Source organism: Dyella flava (assembly GCF_016904955.1).
GTDB classification, from domain to species: domain Bacteria; phylum Pseudomonadota; class Gammaproteobacteria; order Xanthomonadales; family Rhodanobacteraceae; genus Dyella_B; species Dyella_B flava.
The window spans coordinates 77623-94741 of record NZ_JADIKE010000027.1; the positions used below are offsets into that span (position 1 = coordinate 77623).

General features: G+C 59.1%; 17 protein-coding genes. 9 read left to right on the forward strand and 8 right to left on the reverse strand.

All coding sequences use genetic code 11. The features are described 5' to 3' along the window. Positions 1-263 precede the first annotated feature (263 nt). Positions 264-803 (forward strand): c-type cytochrome, encoded by a 540-nt coding sequence (locus tag ISP19_RS03755; protein ID WP_204680006.1) that lies wholly within the window; start codon positions 264-266, stop codon positions 801-803. A 30-nt stretch (positions 804-833) separates the two neighbouring features. Here the strand turns inward: ISP19_RS03755 and ISP19_RS03760 are convergent, their stop codons facing one another. The 3 genes from ISP19_RS03760 to ISP19_RS03770 form a co-directional block, all read right to left on the reverse strand. Then, a complete protein-coding gene (locus ISP19_RS03760; RefSeq protein ID WP_204680007.1) occupies positions 834-2099 on the reverse strand; it encodes a carbohydrate porin in 1266 nt (421 codons plus the stop codon). A gap of 390 nt (positions 2100-2489) precedes the next feature. After that, positions 2490-3398, reverse strand: coding sequence for a helix-turn-helix transcriptional regulator (locus tag ISP19_RS03765; RefSeq protein WP_204680008.1), 909 nt, complete (start codon positions 3396-3398; stop codon positions 2490-2492). Positions 3399-3594: 196 nt separating this feature from the next. Next, positions 3595-4476 (reverse strand): alpha/beta fold hydrolase, encoded by an 882-nt coding sequence (locus ISP19_RS03770; protein ID WP_204680009.1) that lies wholly within the window; start codon positions 4474-4476, stop codon positions 3595-3597. A 216-nt stretch (positions 4477-4692) separates the two neighbouring features. Between ISP19_RS03770 and leuC the strand changes: the two genes are divergently transcribed. Continuing rightward, positions 4693-6114 carry a 3-isopropylmalate dehydratase large subunit gene (leuC, locus tag ISP19_RS03775; protein ID WP_204680010.1) on the forward strand — a complete coding sequence of 474 codons (1422 nt, stop codon included), beginning with the start codon at positions 4693-4695 and terminating at the stop codon, positions 6112-6114. A gap of 4 nt (positions 6115-6118) precedes the next feature. Then, entirely contained in the window at positions 6119-6727 is a 609-nt protein-coding gene (gene leuD, locus ISP19_RS03780; protein WP_204680011.1) for a 3-isopropylmalate dehydratase small subunit, read from the forward strand. 175 nt (positions 6728-6902) lie between these two features. Here the strand turns inward: leuD and ISP19_RS03785 are convergent, their stop codons facing one another. The 3 genes from ISP19_RS03785 to ISP19_RS03795 form a co-directional block, all read right to left on the reverse strand. Then, positions 6903-7961, reverse strand: a complete 1059-nt coding sequence (locus ISP19_RS03785; RefSeq protein WP_239556495.1) for a LysR substrate-binding domain-containing protein — start codon at positions 7959-7961, stop codon at positions 6903-6905. A 235-nt stretch (positions 7962-8196) separates the two neighbouring features. Next, positions 8197-9192: an aldo/keto reductase gene (locus ISP19_RS03790; RefSeq protein ID WP_204680012.1), complete on the reverse strand. Its 996-nt coding sequence runs from the start codon at positions 9190-9192 to the stop codon at positions 8197-8199. A gap of 49 nt (positions 9193-9241) precedes the next feature. Beyond that, positions 9242-9565 (reverse strand): carboxymuconolactone decarboxylase family protein, encoded by a 324-nt coding sequence (locus ISP19_RS03795; RefSeq protein WP_204680013.1) that lies wholly within the window; start codon positions 9563-9565, stop codon positions 9242-9244. 160 nt (positions 9566-9725) lie between these two features. Between ISP19_RS03795 and ISP19_RS03800 the strand changes: the two genes are divergently transcribed. Further along, entirely contained in the window at positions 9726-10628 is a 903-nt protein-coding gene (locus ISP19_RS03800; protein WP_204680014.1) for a LysR family transcriptional regulator, read from the forward strand. A gap of 318 nt (positions 10629-10946) precedes the next feature. On the opposite strand, the gene ISP19_RS03805 is transcribed toward ISP19_RS03800, so the two are convergent. Further along, positions 10947-11909, reverse strand: coding sequence for a GlxA family transcriptional regulator (locus ISP19_RS03805; RefSeq protein WP_204680015.1), 963 nt, complete (start codon positions 11907-11909; stop codon positions 10947-10949). Between the two features lie 109 nt (positions 11910-12018). On the opposite strand from ISP19_RS03805, the gene ISP19_RS03810 reads away from it, so the two are divergent. The 5 genes from ISP19_RS03810 (at position 12019) to ISP19_RS03830 (ending at position 16077) form a co-directional block, all read left to right on the forward strand. Continuing rightward, positions 12019-12324, forward strand: a complete 306-nt coding sequence (locus ISP19_RS03810) for a putative quinol monooxygenase (RefSeq protein WP_204680016.1) — start codon at positions 12019-12021, stop codon at positions 12322-12324. A 161-nt stretch (positions 12325-12485) separates the two neighbouring features. Continuing rightward, entirely contained in the window at positions 12486-13340 is an 855-nt protein-coding gene (locus ISP19_RS03815) for an alpha/beta fold hydrolase (protein WP_239556475.1), read from the forward strand. Positions 13341-13602: 262 nt separating this feature from the next. Further along, on the forward strand, positions 13603-15324 hold the full coding sequence (locus tag ISP19_RS03820) for a cytochrome c biogenesis protein DipZ (RefSeq protein ID WP_204680090.1): 1722 nt from the start codon (positions 13603-13605) through the stop codon (positions 15322-15324). 100 nt (positions 15325-15424) lie between these two features. After that, on the forward strand, positions 15425-15718 hold the full coding sequence (locus ISP19_RS03825; protein ID WP_275577098.1) for a DUF1330 domain-containing protein: 294 nt from the start codon (positions 15425-15427) through the stop codon (positions 15716-15718). A 50-nt stretch (positions 15719-15768) separates the two neighbouring features. Then, a complete protein-coding gene (locus tag ISP19_RS03830) occupies positions 15769-16077 on the forward strand; it encodes a LysR substrate-binding domain-containing protein (protein WP_204680018.1) in 309 nt (102 codons plus the stop codon). Positions 16078-16161: 84 nt separating this feature from the next. On the opposite strand, the gene ISP19_RS03835 is transcribed toward ISP19_RS03830, so the two are convergent. Further along, positions 16162-17106 carry a hypothetical protein gene (locus tag ISP19_RS03835; protein WP_239556476.1) on the reverse strand — a complete coding sequence of 315 codons (945 nt, stop codon included), beginning with the start codon at positions 17104-17106 and terminating at the stop codon, positions 16162-16164. Positions 17107-17119: the final 13 nt, after the last annotated feature.

Below are 17119 nucleotides of genomic sequence, written 5' to 3' on the forward strand. Positions count from 1 at the left end.
ATTAACGATTTCGTTCTATTTCCAATCATCCCGTACAAGCGCCTTCCGGCCACTCGATATTACGCTTTCCTAGGCCACTCCAATGGGAGAATGAAGACATGCTCGCGAGAGTCCGTGCTACCGGGATGATGTCTTCGCCGTCTTCCCAACGACTTCAGGGGCTGGTGTCCCGTGCCTATCGGTTACCCGGTGGCGTCTTGTTGTGTCTTCTGTGTCTCGCCGCCCAGGGGGCCACACTTCCTACCACGTTGCCAGCGGCATCCATGCCGGAAGCCGCGCATGTTTGTGCCGCGTGCCATGGTGCTTTAGGAGCGGGAAACGCTTCGGGTGTCCCGCGCATTGGCGGGATGAGTGCCGATTACCTGGCTCACGCCCTTTCCGCGTTCAAGGCGGGAAGACGTCGAAGCAAAACGATGCAACCCATCGCGCGTACGCTTTCCGATGCCGACATTGACACGCTTGCCAGGTACTTCGCTGCACAGGACCCTCCTCTCGCACCTTCTCCACAGCCACCTTCGCCCGACTGGGTGGCTGCCGGCAAGGCTTTGGCCTTCCGAGGCGGCAACAAAAGTACGCCAGCATGCTTCGAATGTCATGGGATGAATGCCAGAGATGATGACCAGCGTGCCCCAAGGATTACCGGCGAACCTGCCATCTACGTAGTAAACAGGCTGCACGCATTTCAGGCACGCGCGCGCCTTGGTACTTTCAAACCCGGGTCAATGACTGAAGTGGCCTCCAAACTCACCGACACGGAGATTCGCAACGTGGCGGCTTACCTGTCTGTGACTCCACCTGATTGATTCCATTTGACGGGACATGGCACGGGCCGATTAGAGCGTCGCCTGCACGTGTAGTGAAAAAATCCAACTGTTCGGTCGGATAGCGTAAGCACCTGGTTGGAAGGCGTATTGAATAGCTGGCCGAATCAGAAGCCAACGAGCAACTTGAGCGCCATAATTCAACTCGAACAACTGCTCGTTTGTTTGGGGCGGCTCATTGGCCAGTTCCTCGGCGAGCCGCACGCGATCAGATATGTCCAACCTCGTCCAGGCAAGGCTCACGATATCGTCATCCCTATCAGGAAGCGTACCGCGCCAGCTGAGGCCGGCCTCCCAGGAATAACGGACAAGGCCGGTCGTGGCGTCAGCTTGCGTGGCCACTCCAAATAGGGACAGTCCACGCACCGAATAGTCAGAAGGCTTCCATATCTTTTGGGCAGCCTGTAGATACTCGCCGGTACGATGCGACGCCAGCTGATTCATCATGCCAAGCACCGGAGCATTTGACGTGTCCAGATAAAAGCCAACCTTGTAGATCCCCGCATAATCGGCTGGTGCTTGTCCGTGCGCGTATCCAAACTCGACAGGGATCAATTCTCCAGTAGTACCGTCGAGGCTCACTTTGAAGCCGTTGTCCTCCTGCTTGTTCGACGGATTGACATCGTAAACACCGGCCTGCGCATACCACCCGGAAGGATCGCTCCATTTGAATCGCATGCCCCATGCTCCCGTGGGACTGTCGAGCCAACCGGAACCATAAACGAGGCCTAACGGATGGCCGCATTGGCCGTTATTGTTGAAGTCACATACGTAAGGAAGGCCGCCGAAATCGTTCCCCATGGAATAGAAGCCACCCTTGAGACTCAAGCGATAATCGAGAAAAGATCGCTCGTAGGAAAGCTCACTGAAGCGAAAATTCTGCCCTTGTCCCCAATACGACTGGTCCTGAATATAGGCGCCTGTATAGCGCTCCTGGATCGCACCGCCCAAACGATCGGAAAAGACAATGCGTACCGTACCTTCGAATCCCAGGAGTCTGCTGGTATCGATAGTGGCGCCAAAATCAATTTGCTCCGCAGAAACAACGCCTGACCCTTTGTATCCGTCCGTATTCGCGGCGGGCTCGATGACAATGTGCGCGTTCAGATCAATGCCATTTGCTTGCAGCCACCTACGGACAGACCAATTCGCAGTAAGTGGCGTTTGCGGAACGCCGCCGTCGGATGCGTACGTTGACTGCTGGCTCGCCTGCGGAGAGAAGGACGGGGCGGTACTCTGAGCGGATACGCCGGTGCTTACCGCAAATACACTGGCCATGACGATGTGACGTCTATGGATCATATCGATGCCATCGCCTCTCAACTCGCCGCAATACAGACAATGCACGCAGCGTCCGGGCGGAAAAATGACGTAGTCGGAGTCACAGAGTTTTCGGCAAACAACGCATCTTTGGCCGCGGACTCGTAATGGCAGTCACTAATCGACTTTGGCTGTCCGCGGCAGGTGCGATCCTCATAATCGCGCCTCGAGAAAGGATGAGCAGTGATTAAGATTGATGCTAGCGTCGGCGCGGCGTTGCTCGCTTGAACAAATTGATTAGGAATATGCGAAACCGGTTTAACGCGAATCATGGCTGAGCGTTGGGTGGAAAACGCGACGAACGAGATGGATAGCGATGCGGCAACAAAACGCATTCATGGATGGCCTTCAGTCGTCGCACGAGCTCCGCCACACACTTGGACTCACCCCCATTTTCCTGGTGAACGTTCGCGTGAAATGACTTTGGTCTGAAAAACCGCTGGCGATGGCGATCTGCGTTAACGAAGCTTTGTGATCGCGCATCAGTTCGATGCTTTTTTCAATGCGCTGCGAAACCAGCCATTGATGAGGAGAAAAGCCCGTACTCTTCTTAAATAGGCGCATAAAGCTGCTAACCGAGATACCGCACTCGTTTGCGACATCTACAAGGGTTATGCCGCCGACCAGGTTCTCCCGCATCCATTGCATGGATTTTCGTAACATCCATGACGGAAGCCCTCCCTGCACATGGTGAGAAGGCGTTTCGAGGCCTCCGTACTTCATGACGAGATGGCCAAGAAATGCGAAAAGCAAATGATCGACGAACATCTTGTTCGTCGGCATCTCCGCGTTCATGGCGTGGAGCAAACACTTACCTATCTGGAAGATGACGGGATCTTCAATCAGCTCGCGACACTCCCATGCCAGGTTGTTGACGGCTGGAATATCCAGAATTTCCGCGAACTCAACGAGTGCATCGTGAGAAATGTAGAAATTGAGAAAATGGAACGGTCCATCAATATGAATGACTGGATCCAGCTTTAAATCATAGAAGGATGTATGACCCACTCCTACGGAGCGCACGGGACGTGATTGCCCGTTAAGCCGGACCTCGTAAGCATCAAGTGCACGCAAGTGCAGGAAGATCCAATACCCTTCCTGGCCACCTATCGGAGCGCTAGGACCTGTTGCCGGTTTATCCGACCGCAGCTCCGTCACAGCAAGCGGGAAGTCACGCGACGTCCTTGCCACAAGTGTGGGGGGATCATCGATGTTGAACGATCTTCCCAATCGTTGACCATAAGCAAAGACAGACAACCTGGCCTCCCCGTGAGCTAACGCTCGCGGTGATGCTTTAGCGAAAAAAGGAGTTCCCTGCCCTATTGATGGACCATTTCGAAGCTGTTACGGGCACTTGAATCTTGTGTCCCGCCGCATCATCTGCGCGATCCATGTCCGTACGACGCATCTCACGGATACGTCCGACACAGGAACCGGGTGGGCGAACTGACGCCTAATCGCCTACCAGGAACGGCAGCGCTTCCTTGAGCAATAGCTCGGGCAGTTCTTCAGGTATGTAATGGCCGCAAGGCAAAGCATGACCTTCCAACTGCCGGGCGGCTTGTCCCCACTCTTGTAGAGGATCGAAACATCGCCCCACTGCACCGTGCTCACCCCACAGCACTTTGAGTGGCATTGGCAAACTCCTGCCACTCTGGCGATCAGCACGATCATGTTCGAGGTCGATTCCGGCGCTGGCCCGGTAGTCTTCGCAAATGCCGCGTGCCGTACCTGGCAGTCGAAGACAGCGAAGATATTCGGCCAACGCCTCTTGGGTGAAAGGCGCCATACCAGCATGGCGCGAACCCATCACGCTGCGCAGGTAAAGCTCAGGGTCCGCCTCGATCAGTCGCTCAGGCAGCGGTGCGGGACGACTCAAAAAGAACCAGTGCCAATAGGCGCGGGCAAACGCCTCGTCGGTCTGCTCGTACATGGCCAGGGTCGGCGCGATGTCCAGCAGCATCAACCGGCTTACCGCGGCTGGATGGTCGGCGGCGAGTCGATGTGCCACGCGGGCACCACGATCATGGGCCAATACCGCGAAACGTTCGAAACCCAGGCGACGCATAAGGCCAAGCTGATCGGCAGCCATCGTGCGCTTGGAATAAGCGAGGCCATCCGTCGAAGCGAGTGGCTTACTGCTGTCGCCATAGCCACGCAGGTCAGCCGCTACGACGGTGAAGTGCCGACTCAGCACAGGCGCCACACGATGCCAGATCGCATGGGTTTGGGGATGACCGTGCAACAGCAGCAACCCAGGCCCATGTCCTCCAACATGACAGGCGATGGTAACGCCGTTGGTTTCGATCAATCGTGGGGAGAAATGCTCGAACATGGGTAGATCCGTTTGTCGCTTATGAGTGGTCATCCTAAGCCGTCGGCGCTTCACAGCAAGCCATGGCTCGTGATCGCAGCCTCCATGATCTGTGTTCAATGCCGCCTTATCCCCATTCAACACGCAGCGTGATGCCAGTCTTCATGCTTTGCGCGTTGATGCCTGCGCCGTTCGGCTCGAACATCTTTTTCACCTTCCCTGCGAAGTCAGAACGCCATGCCGGCTCCTCGCACGCTCTACGCCAAGCTCGTCGATGATCACACCGTGCGCACACTCGACGACGATGGCCACGTACTGCTCTACATCGATCGCCAAGTGCTCAACGAGTACACCAGTCCGCAGGCTTTCAGCGGCCTGCGTGACGCCGGTCGCCGGGTGCGCAGGCCACGATCGGCGCTCGCGGTGGTCGACCACGTGAATCCCACCGTACCCAAGCGCGGTCCTGCCATGGCCGATCCGGGCGGCCAACGCCAAGCCGATTATCTGGCGCAAAATTGCCAGGACTTCGGCATCGAGCTGTTCGATGTGCTGGATCCGCGCCAGGGCATCGAGCACGTGGTTGCTCCGGAGCAGGGCTTCATTCTGCCTGGTATGGTCGTAGCGGCCGGCGACAGCCATACCACCACCTATGGTGCCCTGGGGGCTTTGGGCTTCGGCATCGGGACTTCTGAAATCGAGCATCTGCTGGCCACTCAAACCCTGGTCTATCGCAGGCTGAAGACCATGCGCGTGCGGGTCGACGGCAAACCAGCACCGGGCACGAGCGCCAAGGACATCGTGATGGCCCTGATTCGTCAGATCGGCGCCGCCGGGGCCGCTGGCTACGTCATCGAGTTTGTCGGCAGCGCCATCACCTCGCTGGGCGTCGCCGGGCGTATGACCATCTGCAATATGGCGGTTGAGGCGGGCGCGCGCGGGGCTCTCGTAGCGCCCGATGCCAAGGTCTATGCCTTTTTGCGCCATCTTCCTCGCACGCCTCAGGGTGCCGTGTGGGAAGCGGCGCTGCGTGATTGGCAAACTCTCCGTTCCGATGATGATGCCGTGTTCGACCGCGACATCCAGCTCGATAGCGATAGGTTGGAACCGCTGGTCACATGGGGTACCAGTCCGGACCAAGCTGTACCCATCGGCGGCCATGTTCCTAATCCGACCGAAGAAAATGACTCGGCGCGTCGCCGCGACATGCAACGCGCCATCGCTTATATGGGCCTTACGCCTGGCATGCCGGTGCGCGATATCGCCATCACCCATGCCTTCATTGGATCTTGTACCAATGCTCGCATCGAAGATCTGCGCGAAGTCGCGGATATCCTGCGCCATCGACGCGTTGCGCATGGCGTGCGCGCCATCATCGTGCCAAGCTCAAGTGCCGTGCGCAGACAAGCCGAACGCGAAGGCCTGGACCGGATCTTCGTCAATGCGGGTTTCGAATGGCGGCAATCGGGCTGTTCAATGTGCCTGGCCATGAACGGCGATGCGCTCAAGCCCGGCGAGCGCTGCGCTTCCAGCACTAATCGCAACTTCGAAGGACGCCAGGGCACGGGCGCGCGCACTCATCTTATGAGCCCGGTCATGGTTGCCGCCGCAGCGATTTATGGCCGCCTGACCGATGTACGCGAACTGATATCTGGAGACTGAAACCATGCAAGCTTTCACCACTGTCCACGGCATCATGGCTGCGTTGCCTGCCGCCAACATCGATACCGATGTCATCATGCCCAAGCAGTTTCTTAAAGGCATTGACCGCGCGGGATTGGCGGACGGCTGCTTCCATGACCTTCGCTTTGACGCGCAAGGTGTGCTGCGAAAGGATTTTGTACTGAATCAGTCGCCCTGGAATCGATCCAGCTTCCTGGTCACCGGCCCAAACTTTGGCTGCGGCTCCAGTCGCGAGCATGCCGTGTGGGGACTGAGGCAACTTGGCATCCGCGCTTTGCTGGGTACGAGTTTTGCCGGCATTTTCTATGACAATTGCCTGCGCAACGGCGTGCTTGCCGTGTCATTGCCCGATAGGTATTGGCAAGAGCTGGTGCAGTTGGCGCAAAAGCCCGCTCATGCGGCCCTGGCCATAGACCTGCCCGCCGGCAAGCTAACCTTGACTGATGGTCGCACGTTGCCCTTTGAGCTTGATGCACTGAGCCGCGAGGCTTTGATCGAAGGTCGGGACGCCATTGACAGCACCTTGCGCTTTGCTGCGCTCATTGGTCGCTTTGAACAAGCCCACCATGCGGCCAAACCTTGGTTGGCCTAGGGATGCTCTGAACTGGCCCCAACGTATTGAATTTAAAATGACGGGGTGATGTCCAGAAGGCACGCAGGCTGCGCCGCGCGACTTGGCAAGACGGCCAGTCTTCCCTGCGCCACGCACCACACCCTGCGAGCCTTCTGGACATCATGCCACCCGCGCAGAATTGATCAGAGCATCCCTAGCGTGGAATAGCCGCGAAATACTGTTCGAAGAACTCCACGCAAACCCGCAACTTGGCCGATTCGGACAGACGCGTTGGATAAAGCGCCCAGACATTGGCAGGCTGACTGTAAGCAGGCAACACCTGTACCAACGCACCCGTTTCCAAATAGGGCCGCACGTCCCACATTGAGCGCAATATGATCCCACGGCCACGTAGAGCCCACTGCAAGACGATTTCGCCATTATTGGAGGACAGCGGCCCATCTACGCGAACGTCCACCATGCCATCCGGGCCATGGAGCCGCCACAAACCGAACGCATTATTTCGCTCCTTCAATACCAGGCAATCGTGCTGAGTCAGGTCGGCCAGTTGTTCGGGCTTGGTGCGGTGAGCCAGGTACGCTGGCGTCGCGCAAAGCACGCGCTGGTTGCTCATCAAACGCCGCGAAATAAGCTGAGGCGGCAGATCATCGCCCACCCGGATTTCCAGATCGAAGCCCTCTCCAAGCAAATCGATCGCGCGATCATAGACGTCCAGACGCAACTCCAACTGCGGATAGCGCTCAGCCAGAGCGGCCAGTGCAGGTGCGACGTGATTGCGACCAAAGCCGAAGCTGCTGCACAGATGTAGCCGCCCGCTTGGCTCATTGCGCAGAGCGTTCAGATCGTCAACGAAACCATCCAGATCGGCCAGCAACTGCTCGGCGCGCTGGCGCACCCGCTCTCCGTCATCGGTCAAGGAAAATTGACGGGTGCTGCGATGTAGCAAACGCGTTTGCAAGGTCGTTTCCAATATCTGCATGCGCTTGCTTACATAGGCCGGGGATAAGCCCAGCTCTTCTGCCGCCGCGGCAAAGTTCTGCTTGCGCAGCACGGTGAGGAAAACGCGCAAATCCTCGGGCAACGGTAGAGGTCGGTGTTTACTCATTGCCTTGTCACCGGATGTGAGGTGTGACTTGGGTGCTGCCGCTGCCAGGAAGACCGAGCCTTCTACGATGACATTACACTTGCGAGAGTAATCAGATTGGGTTGATTTAGCGTAGCACAGCCCCTGTGCCACCCGAGGCGCCAGCATGAGACCCAATGGAAATACGATCCTGGTTGCCGGCGACGGGACCGGCATTGGCCGCGCTCTGGCGAAGCGCTGGCATGATCCAGCTAATCGCGTTGTCTGCGATCAAGGCTGACAACGCAACGAGAGAGCTGCCGATGAACCCTTCGCCTCAGTTGGTCATCGGCCACTGCCCTACCCTCGATAGCACGGAATCACTCGACCCCTTCCCGCGCACCCATGGGCAACAGCTCAATCATCAGCGCCCAGTGATAGCCATCAAGTGGGGCGGATAGCGTTCGCCTTCGATCTGGATGGCCGCGGCGGCCTTCTCGATCTTGGTCAGATCGGCAATGGTCAGCGCGACACTCGCAGCACCCAAATTCTCCTCCAGGCGATGGAGCTTCGTAGTACCGGGAATAGGAACAATCCAAGGCTCGCGGGCGAGAAGCCATGCCAGCGCGATCTGCGCGGGTGTCGCGGACTTGGCAGCGGCGATCTCCTTCAACAGGTCGACCATCGCCTGGTTCGCCACCATGGCTTCCGGCGAGAAGCGCGGGAGGTTTTTGCGGAAGTCGTTGTCGCCGATCTTGGTGTCTTTGCTCATTGTGCCAGTCAGGAAGCCTTTGCCGAGCGGGCTATAGGCGACTAGGCCAATGCCCAATTCCTTGCACGCGTCGAGGATACCGTTGGTCTCGGGGCCACGAGTCCACAGCGAGTACTCGTTCTGCAACGCGGCGACCGGCTGCACAGCGTGGGCGCGACGCACTGTCTGCGCGCCCGGCTCGGACAGACCAAAATGGCGAACCTTGCCTTCAGTGATCAGGTCCTTGACCGTGCCGGCCACGTCTTCGATCGGCACATTGGGATCGACACGGTGCTGGTACAGCAGATCAATGGTGTCGACGCCCAGGCGCTTGAGTGATGCTGCGGTAACAGCGCGAATATGTTCCGGCCGGCTGTTGAGGCCGACGTACTTTCCCGTCGCAGGATCGATGTCGAAGCCAAATTTGGTAGCGATGACAACCTGGTCACGAACAGGTGCCAGCGCCTTGCCGACCAGTACCTCGTTGGTGAATGGCCCATAGACTTCCGCGGTATCGAAAAACGTCACGCCCCGGTCGAAGGCCTCGCGAATCAAACGAATGGCGTCATCGTCCGCGAGGGCGTGGCCGTAGCTGAAATTCAGCCCCATGCAGCCAAAGCCGAGCGCCGAAACCTCCAAACCACTCTTTCCAAGCAAGCGCTTTTGCATATGTCACCTCGATGAATTTTAAAAATGGATCAACACGTATCCGTGCTGATCAAGTGCTCTCTGCGAATACCTTGCGCGCGATGCCCACGGCGGTACTCGCCGCCGGCCATCCGGCGTAAAAGGCCATGTGCGAGATGACCTCAACCAATTCGTCGCGCGTAACGCCGTTCTGCTGGGCGAACTTCAGATGGAACGGGAGCTCGTTGATGCGGTATTGCGCGATCAGCGCGGCGACGGTGATCAGGCTGCGGTCCCGCTTGGAGAGCTCTCCACGCTCCCAGACTTCGCCAAACAGCACCTGCTGTGTGAGCTGGTCGAGCGCGGGCGCGATGTCTGCGAATGGGCCTTGGGCCTTCTGGTTGGTATCGGTCATGGTCGGGCTCCCTGAGGAAGTGGCGAAGTCACCGACCGGCCGGATGAGAAACGCCAGGCCGCGATGGCTGCGCCAGTCTGGCCCTGTTGTGCCTATCTGATAAGACGGCAAATATCGAATGGACTTATGATCTGTATCGATCAATCACATCGGTGCAGCCATGGGTGGCGAGAACTACAACGACCTGCAGGCGTTCCTCACGGTGGCGCGTGAAGGCAGCTTTACCCGCGCCGCCGCCCAGCTTGGCCTGTCGCAATCGGCGCTCAGCTACAAAATTCAGGGGCTGGAGGCCCGGCTTGGCCTGCGCCTGCTCACCCGCACCACACGCAGCGTGTCGCCCACCGAAGCCGGCCAGCGACTGCAACAGGCGCTTGCCCCCAACTTTGAAAACATTGATGCGGCGCTCGCCGGGCTCAGCGAGCTACGCGACTTGCCCAGCGGCACCATCCGCATTACCAGCAGCGAGCACGCCGCTGCCACCCTGTTGTGGCCAGTACTGAAGACCTTTCTGCGGCAATACCCGGATATCCGCGTGGAAGTGATCAGCGACTCCACGTTCACCGATATCGCGGCCGAACGCTTCGACGCCGGCATTCGATTGGGAGAGCAGGTTGCACAGGACATGATTGCGGTGCCAATCGGTCCGCCCACGCGGCTAGTGGTGGTGGGCAAACCGGCCTATCTGGACGCCAGTCCACCGATCGCTACGCCGCACGACCTCACCGAACACGACTGCATTAATCTGCGCTTCCTTACCCACGGCGGCCTGTACGCGTGGGAGTTCGAAAAGGGAAGCCATGCACTGAACGTGCGCGTCGAGGGCCGGCTGACCTTCAACAGCCTTGAGCGTATCCTCGCCGCCTCGCTTGCCGGCTTCGGCCTCGCCTACCTGCCCGAAGACATGGTCCATCCGCACATCAGGGCCGGCCGTCTGCGCCAGGTACTGGATGACTGGTGTCCGCTGTATTCGGGCTATCACCTGTATTACCCAAGCCGGCGACAACCATCTCGCGCATTTGCGTTGCTGGTCGATGCGCTTCGATATCGCTCGCACAAGCCGTAGGAACCCATTGTCCCGCACCGAAGGCGGACGACCCGTCATGTGCCGCCCAATCGGGAGGCATCAGTCTCATGAACACCAAGCATCAAGCGCAGATTTTCGATGTAATCGTGACGCGCAAGAAGGTAGGCATTTTCATGTGACGCATTTGCCACGGGTATAAGGCGCACATTGGCTGCCCTTTGGTCAAATTTTGCACGAGCGCGTACGGCGTTACTTCATCTGCGGTTCCCTGAAATACAAATACAGGTACGGATGGTAAGCGCATGAAGAGCTAATCTACAGGTAATTCTCTTGCAAGCTGTCGGCAACTTCGGCGGTTTACTCACGCGGCCGTAGTTCGCGTATGCCCTTTCCAAGTCGTCTGCGCAACAGCGTGCGTAGCGTCACGCCATCCGCATAACCCACCTGCCCTGCAATCTGATCGACACTGTGCTTGCTGGTTTTCAGTAACTGAACAGCGCGCTCGATGCGCAGATCCTGAATGTATTCGAGAGGCGTTTTTCCCAGCACGCCGTCGAGACGCCGCGACAGCGTGCGCTTGCTGGTGCCCAGCGCTTCGGCGATCGCATCGAGCGTAAGCGTCGTATCCAGGCGTTCGCGCACCCAGCGATCGAAGCGTTCGACCAAAGGATCGGAATGCGCGAGGTGATCGGAAATCACGTAACCCGACTGCGATAGCCGTGAATCGAACACAAGATATTTGGCGGCGAGCGCCGCTAGTTCGGGGCTGTTGTTGCGGATCAGCCACAACGCAAGGTCGAGATGGCTGAGTGCCGCGCCCGCCGTCACCATCGTGCCGCTAGGAACGACAAGGCGATGCGCATCGAGGGACACATCCGGGTAGCGTTGACGAAACACAGGCGTGAGCCACCAGGTGGTCGTGGCTTCGCATCCATCGAGCAAGCCGCTCTCGGCCAGCACGAAAGTGCCGGTGCAGGCTGCCGCAAGGCGCGCACCGGCACCATGCCATCGACGCAGGGCGCCGAAAGCATCGACCACATCGTCACGAGCAAGCGTGGGCAACAGCTGCTCGGGCACGATATTGGCGAGCGCGGGCACGATGACCCAATCGGGGGTCGGCGTATCGGCGACATCGCTTACGGGCACCTGCAGACCAAGTGCGGTACGCACTTGAGGACGCACCCCCATCACCGTGACGTCAAAGCCCGGTGTGGTGATGCCCGTCCACTGCGCAAGCACGTTGGCCATCGCCAGCGCGTCGAGCACCGTCGTCAGGCCGGTATCGAACATCCCTTCTAGGGCAAGTATGGCAATACGCATGGCACGATCGATATTAAAGATGTCAATCACGCCAATATTAGCGCGGGCCACCCGTTTGTAAAGTTTCGCCCACTGCGCAGCCCACCCAAGCCTTTACAGGAGAACGACGATGGTTAAATGCGGATTGTTCGTCCGGCTCGAAGCGAAGCCGGGCAAAGAGCAGGCAGTGGCGGATTTTCTTGCCGCCGGCCTGGAGATGACGAATCGGGAAGCGGCAACGCCTATCTGGTTCGCCATCAAGCTGTCGCCCACGACGTTTGGCGTTTTCGACGCCTTTGTGAACGAAGACGGCCGCCAGGCCCATCTGAACGGCGATATGGCTAAGGCCCTGATGGCACGTGCCAGCGAAATGCTGGCCACGCCGCCATCGGTGGAACCGATCGACGTCCTGGCCATGAAGAACAATTTGACCTGACATCTTTGCGCCCCGGTACGCAGCACGCGAATGAGGCGTGCGGCGTACGCAGGTCGAACGCGGCCGAGATTCGCTGGCATCACCGGCGCAAAGGCACCGTGGTTGAAAAGACCCCTTTCGAGAGCGCGCGGCCGAACTAACGCGCGTACTGGGGCGCTTCTTTGCACGAACCCACAATCCTTACCACTCGACATCTGCCCGACAGCAGGGGATTCAGGCAAGGCGTCGGGCGCGTCAAACCATTTTTGGAGATTGAAATGCTCACACTACGAAAGAAGATTGCCGTTGCGCTGCTGCTTGCCCTGGGCGGCGCCATCGTGCACGCCGAGTCGACGCCGGCCGCGAAGGATATCGTCATCGTCCATGGCGCACTGGTGGACGGTTCGGGATGGCGCGCGGTCCATGACATCCTGACCAAGGACGGCTTTCATGTGACTATCGTGCAGGAGCCGCTCACCGGCCTTGCCGCGGATGTCGATGCCACCAAGCGCGTGCTCGATCAGCAGAACGGCCCTGTTGTGCTAGTCGGCCATAGCTATGGCGGCTCCGTGATCACGGAAGCAGGTGCCGACCCGAAGGTCAGTGCGCTCGTCTATGTGTCCGCACTGCAACCCGATGTCGGCGAAGCCAGCGGTCAATTGATGTCGAAGTTTGCCGCGCCCAACGACGCGATGCGCGCAACTCCGGATAAGTATTTCTACATCCCCTCAGCGAAATTCCATGAGACTTATGCAGCGGATCTCCCGGCCGCACAAGCTCAGTTCCTGGCGGACTCGGAGCAGCCGCTCGCGCAGCAAGCGATGGCCGCACCAATTTCTGTGGCGGCGTGGCACAGCAAACCCAGCTACGCGATTCTCACCACCGAGGATCATGTCATCAGCCCTCAGCTTCAGCGCTGGATGTATCAACGCGCCGGTGACAAGGTGACCGAGGTCGCCGCAAGCCACGCTTCTTTCATGTCGCAGCCAGCCGCGATTGCTCGTGTGATCGAGACGGCTGCAAAGCACGCGGACTGATCATCGGTCACTTCAATGGGATGTGCCGTTTTGCGTGGAAGGTTGGATGTCTCCGCAAATCGGCATGCCCCGTCGCTTCGAGACGCGCAGTCCGCGACATCGTGGCGATCGAGTGGGGCACGCTGCGCCGACCCTTTGAATCTTCCGGCGTTCTCACCACATGGATGCCGACAACAAAATCAGCACACACTTCGTCGCCATGCACCCGGTTTCGTGCAAGCCGCGCAAGTCGATCTATGAATCCATCACGGACGTCACCCATATGCTCTTACTAATCCTTGCCTACCTAGGCGGTGTGCTGACCATCCTTAGTCCGTGCATCCTGCCGGTGCTGCCTTTTGTCTTCGCACGAGCAGACCGCCCATTCGCACGCAATGGATTGCCAATGCTGGCAGGTATGGCGCTCACCTTCGCCGTGGTCGCCACACTCGCCGCCGTGGGCGGCGGATGGGCTATTCGCGCCAACCAATTTGGCCGCATCATCGCCTTGGCTGTGCTCGCGGTGCTTGGCATTACCTTACTCTCCAATCACGTTGCCGAATGGATCAGCCGTCCATTCGTGACGCTCGGCAACAAGCTCACGCAGCGTGGCGAAAGCGAGGACGATTCGATATTCTCGGCAGCTGGCCTGGGTGTCGCCACCGGGTTGCTGTGGGCCCCCTGCGCGGGTCCCATCCTGGGTCTGCTGCTCACCGGGGCGGCACTTAACGGGGCGAGTGTCAAAACCACCCTGCTGCTGCTCACCTATGCAGCCGGCGCGACGACGTCGTTGGCGCTGGCGCTTGTCGTCGGCGGGCGCGTGTTCGCACTGATGAAGCGTTCGCTGGGTGCCAGCGAATGGGTACGTCGCGCACTGGGCGCGCTGGTGCTGGCGAGTGTCGTAGCCATTGCACTGGGGCTGGACACCGGATTGCTGACACGCATATCACTGGCCAGCACCGGCGGCATCGAACAGAAGCTGATCGATACCGTGCGACCCGCTCATCCTGCACAATCCGCTGTCAAAGCCGACGAACCATTGCCCGTGGAAGGTGAGCTGCCCTCGCTCGATGGCGCAACCCAGTGGCTAAACAGCCCGCCACTCACAGCACAATCGCTGCACGGCAAGGTGGTACTAGTCGATTTCTGGACCTACTCCTGCATCAACTGTATTCGCGCACTACCCTACGTGCGTGGCTGGGCCGACAAATATAAGGATCACGGCCTGGTGGTGATCGGTGTGCACTCGCCCGAATTCGCCTTCGAGAAGGATCCACACAACGTCGCCAACGCCGTGAAGGAACTGGGTGTCGATTATCCCGTCGCACTCGACAATCACTTCGCCATCTGGAAGGGCTTCGACAACGATTATTGGCCTGCGCATTATTTCATCGACACGCAGGGGCATATCCGCCACCATCACTTCGGCGAAGGCGACTATCAGCAGAGTGAGGACGTGATCCGCCAACTGCTCGCCGAAGCCGGCCAGAAGAACCTGCCTGGCGGCTACGTACAACCGCGCGCCCAGGGAGCAGAGGCCGCAGCCTCCGGCAATACCACACGTTCGCCTGAAACGTATCTGGGCTATGCGCGTGCCGAGAACTTTGCCGGGGATCATCTGGTGCAGGACGATAGCTCGACCTACCACGCGCCGCAGACGCTGATGGCGAACCAGTGGGCACTCGACGGACGCTGGACCGTGGACGATCAGAGTGCACACCTCGACAGCGCCAACGGGCGCATCGTCTATCGCTTCCGCGGCCGCGATTTGCATCTGGTCCTGGGCCCCGATCGCGACGGTAAACCCGTGCAGTTCCGCGTACAAATAGACGGCAAGGCACCCGGCCCCGACCACGGCGTGGACATTGATGCAGATGGTGATGGCGTGATCACCTCACAACGACTCTATCAGCTCGTACGGCAAGCAAACGGCAGCGGTGAACACACGTTCGAAATCACCTTCCTCCAACCGGGTGTGCTGGTTTACGCATTCACCTTTGGCTGAGTTCCACCTTGAGCATGCGTAGGATGTAGTGTCCTGCACTTATGACGCCGCGAAATTTTCAATAACATTAAGTTGACTTTCCGCTTGGGCGAGGTAACCAATGGCTAGTGGATATTGGGTTATGACGTTTCGTTCGATTTCAAATCCAGATGGCTTTGAAAAATACGTTGCCGCGGCAACGCCGGTCATTCAAGCAAAGGGAGGTCGCGTTTTAGCGGCGGGATTACCTGACTTCAACTACGAGGCCGGCCTGTCACAGAATGTGGCGATTGTGGAGTTCGATAATCTGCAAACAGCCGATGCCGCGTATCGAAGTCCCGAGTATCAAGCGGCCGTGCGGTACCTCGTAGGTGCCGCTGAGCGCGACGTACGCATCATTGAGGGAAGGACGTAATTCGCTGCACGACTCTTCAGTGATGATGTCAGTTACCCGACTGACCGCAGGTGACAGGTCTCGATCAACCTGATAGAGCGCAAGAGGCATCGAAGGCAGCCAACGTGCGGGTGGAGCGCCGACTGACCTTCAACAGCCTTGAGCGTATCCTCGCCGCCTCGCTTGCCGGCTTCGGTCTCGCCTACCTGCCCGAAGACATGGTCCATCCGCACATCAGGGCCGGCCGTCTGCGCCAAGTACTGGATGACTGGTGCCCGCTGTATTCGGGCTATCACCTGTATTACCCAAGCCGGCGACAACCATCTCGCGCATTTGCGTTGCTGGTCGACGCGCTTCGATATCGCTCGCACAAGCCGTAGGAAACAATGGTTCCGGCCACGCGGACGCCCTGGAAAAAGTGTTTGCCCCCTTAAGTGCAGGGCGTAGGAAGTCAAATACAGGGCTCAGTGCGAACCCACGCTAGAGGAAACCGCTGGCGTGGATGACTCGGCGGCTGCGCGCTTTGGCGTGTCGGCTGGGCACCAGGTCTTGAGGCGCTTGCCGGCGCGAAACAGATCGATGCACACACGCATTTCGGCCTGGAAGGCCAAGTCAGGCGTGTTTATCGGGCAGCCATACGATAGTGGCTTGCCGTCGTTGTACTCGGTGATGCAGGTCGACAGTGGCAATGACTTGATCGGTTGCGGATCACCGACCAGCGACGGCGGCGGCAGATTGAGGCGCTCGTCGCGATCCTTCGGCGACGGCGGCGTGGGAGGCACGCCGCACAGCAAGTTGGAAGCCGTACTGCGCTTGGTGGGATCACACATGCTTTTGGTGATCTCCTGGATTGCATCGCCTATATGGCGACCTACCGCACCGCCAGCTGTTTCGTTCGGAGGCGGAAAATATTTATCGAAACGCGTGGGCTTGAAATGCATGGGGTTGATGTCGTGCTGCATGATCTGACGATCGTCCACACGTTTGGCCGGCTTGGTCTCGACGCTTGCCGCTACCGAATTGTTCGTCAGCGCGGGCGGAAGCCGTATCGAGCCATCCTGGTTGAACAAACTGATAGCGGCCGGCGCGGCCACGGAGGCCGCCGGCGCAGGTACCGCTTCATGATCCTGCACGACCATCGCATCACGACGTGGTTTCTCGTGCGACACGGGGCGAGCGCGTGGGGGCGCCGCCGGCTGCGGTGGTGCCAACTCGGGCAGCGCGGGTGGCGCACGTGGCGTGCCGGTGTCATCCAGCAGACGCACGACCAGCACCTGATCGTCGTCGACAGGCGCTATCGGCTGCATCGCAGACCACAGCATCAGCGCGAACAACGCGTGCAGTGCCAATACCAACGCCAACACGAGCACCCGCGCCCGGCGCGTCAGCGCCGGCGGTCGCCAGCGCATGTGATCTACGGCC

What these genes read in the sequence shown, in the direction of transcription:
- ISP19_RS03820 (WP_204680090.1), top strand. Translation starts at nt 13,603, where the DNA reads ATGCTCTTACTAATCCTTGCCTACCTAGGCGGTGTGCTGACCATCCTT.
- ISP19_RS03825 (WP_275577098.1), top strand. Translation starts at nt 15,425, where the DNA reads ATGGCTAGTGGATATTGGGTTATGACGTTTCGTTCGATTTCAAATCCA.
- ISP19_RS03805 (WP_204680015.1), bottom strand. Translation starts at nt 11,909, where the DNA reads ATGCGTATTGCCATACTTGCCCTAGAAGGGATGTTCGATACCGGCCTG.
- ISP19_RS03755 (WP_204680006.1), top strand. Translation starts at nt 264, where the DNA reads ATGCCGGAAGCCGCGCATGTTTGTGCCGCGTGCCATGGTGCTTTAGGA.
- ISP19_RS03760 (WP_204680007.1), bottom strand. Translation starts at nt 2,099, where the DNA reads ATGGCCAGTGTATTTGCGGTAAGCACCGGCGTATCCGCTCAGAGTACC.
- ISP19_RS03785 (WP_239556495.1), bottom strand. Translation starts at nt 7,961, where the DNA reads ATGCTGGCGCCTCGGGTGGCACAGGGGCTGTGCTACGCTAAATCAACC.
- ISP19_RS03800 (WP_204680014.1), top strand. Translation starts at nt 9,726, where the DNA reads ATGGGTGGCGAGAACTACAACGACCTGCAGGCGTTCCTCACGGTGGCG.
- leuC (WP_204680010.1), top strand. Translation starts at nt 4,693, where the DNA reads ATGCCGGCTCCTCGCACGCTCTACGCCAAGCTCGTCGATGATCACACC.
- leuD (WP_204680011.1), top strand. Translation starts at nt 6,119, where the DNA reads ATGCAAGCTTTCACCACTGTCCACGGCATCATGGCTGCGTTGCCTGCC.
- ISP19_RS03770 (WP_204680009.1), bottom strand. Translation starts at nt 4,476, where the DNA reads ATGTTCGAGCATTTCTCCCCACGATTGATCGAAACCAACGGCGTTACC.
- ISP19_RS03795 (WP_204680013.1), bottom strand. Translation starts at nt 9,565, where the DNA reads ATGACCGATACCAACCAGAAGGCCCAAGGCCCATTCGCAGACATCGCG.
- ISP19_RS03790 (WP_204680012.1), bottom strand. Translation starts at nt 9,192, where the DNA reads ATGCAAAAGCGCTTGCTTGGAAAGAGTGGTTTGGAGGTTTCGGCGCTC.
- ISP19_RS03835 (WP_239556476.1), bottom strand. Translation starts at nt 17,106, where the DNA reads ATGCGCTGGCGACCGCCGGCGCTGACGCGCCGGGCGCGGGTGCTCGTG.
- ISP19_RS03810 (WP_204680016.1), top strand. Translation starts at nt 12,019, where the DNA reads ATGGTTAAATGCGGATTGTTCGTCCGGCTCGAAGCGAAGCCGGGCAAA.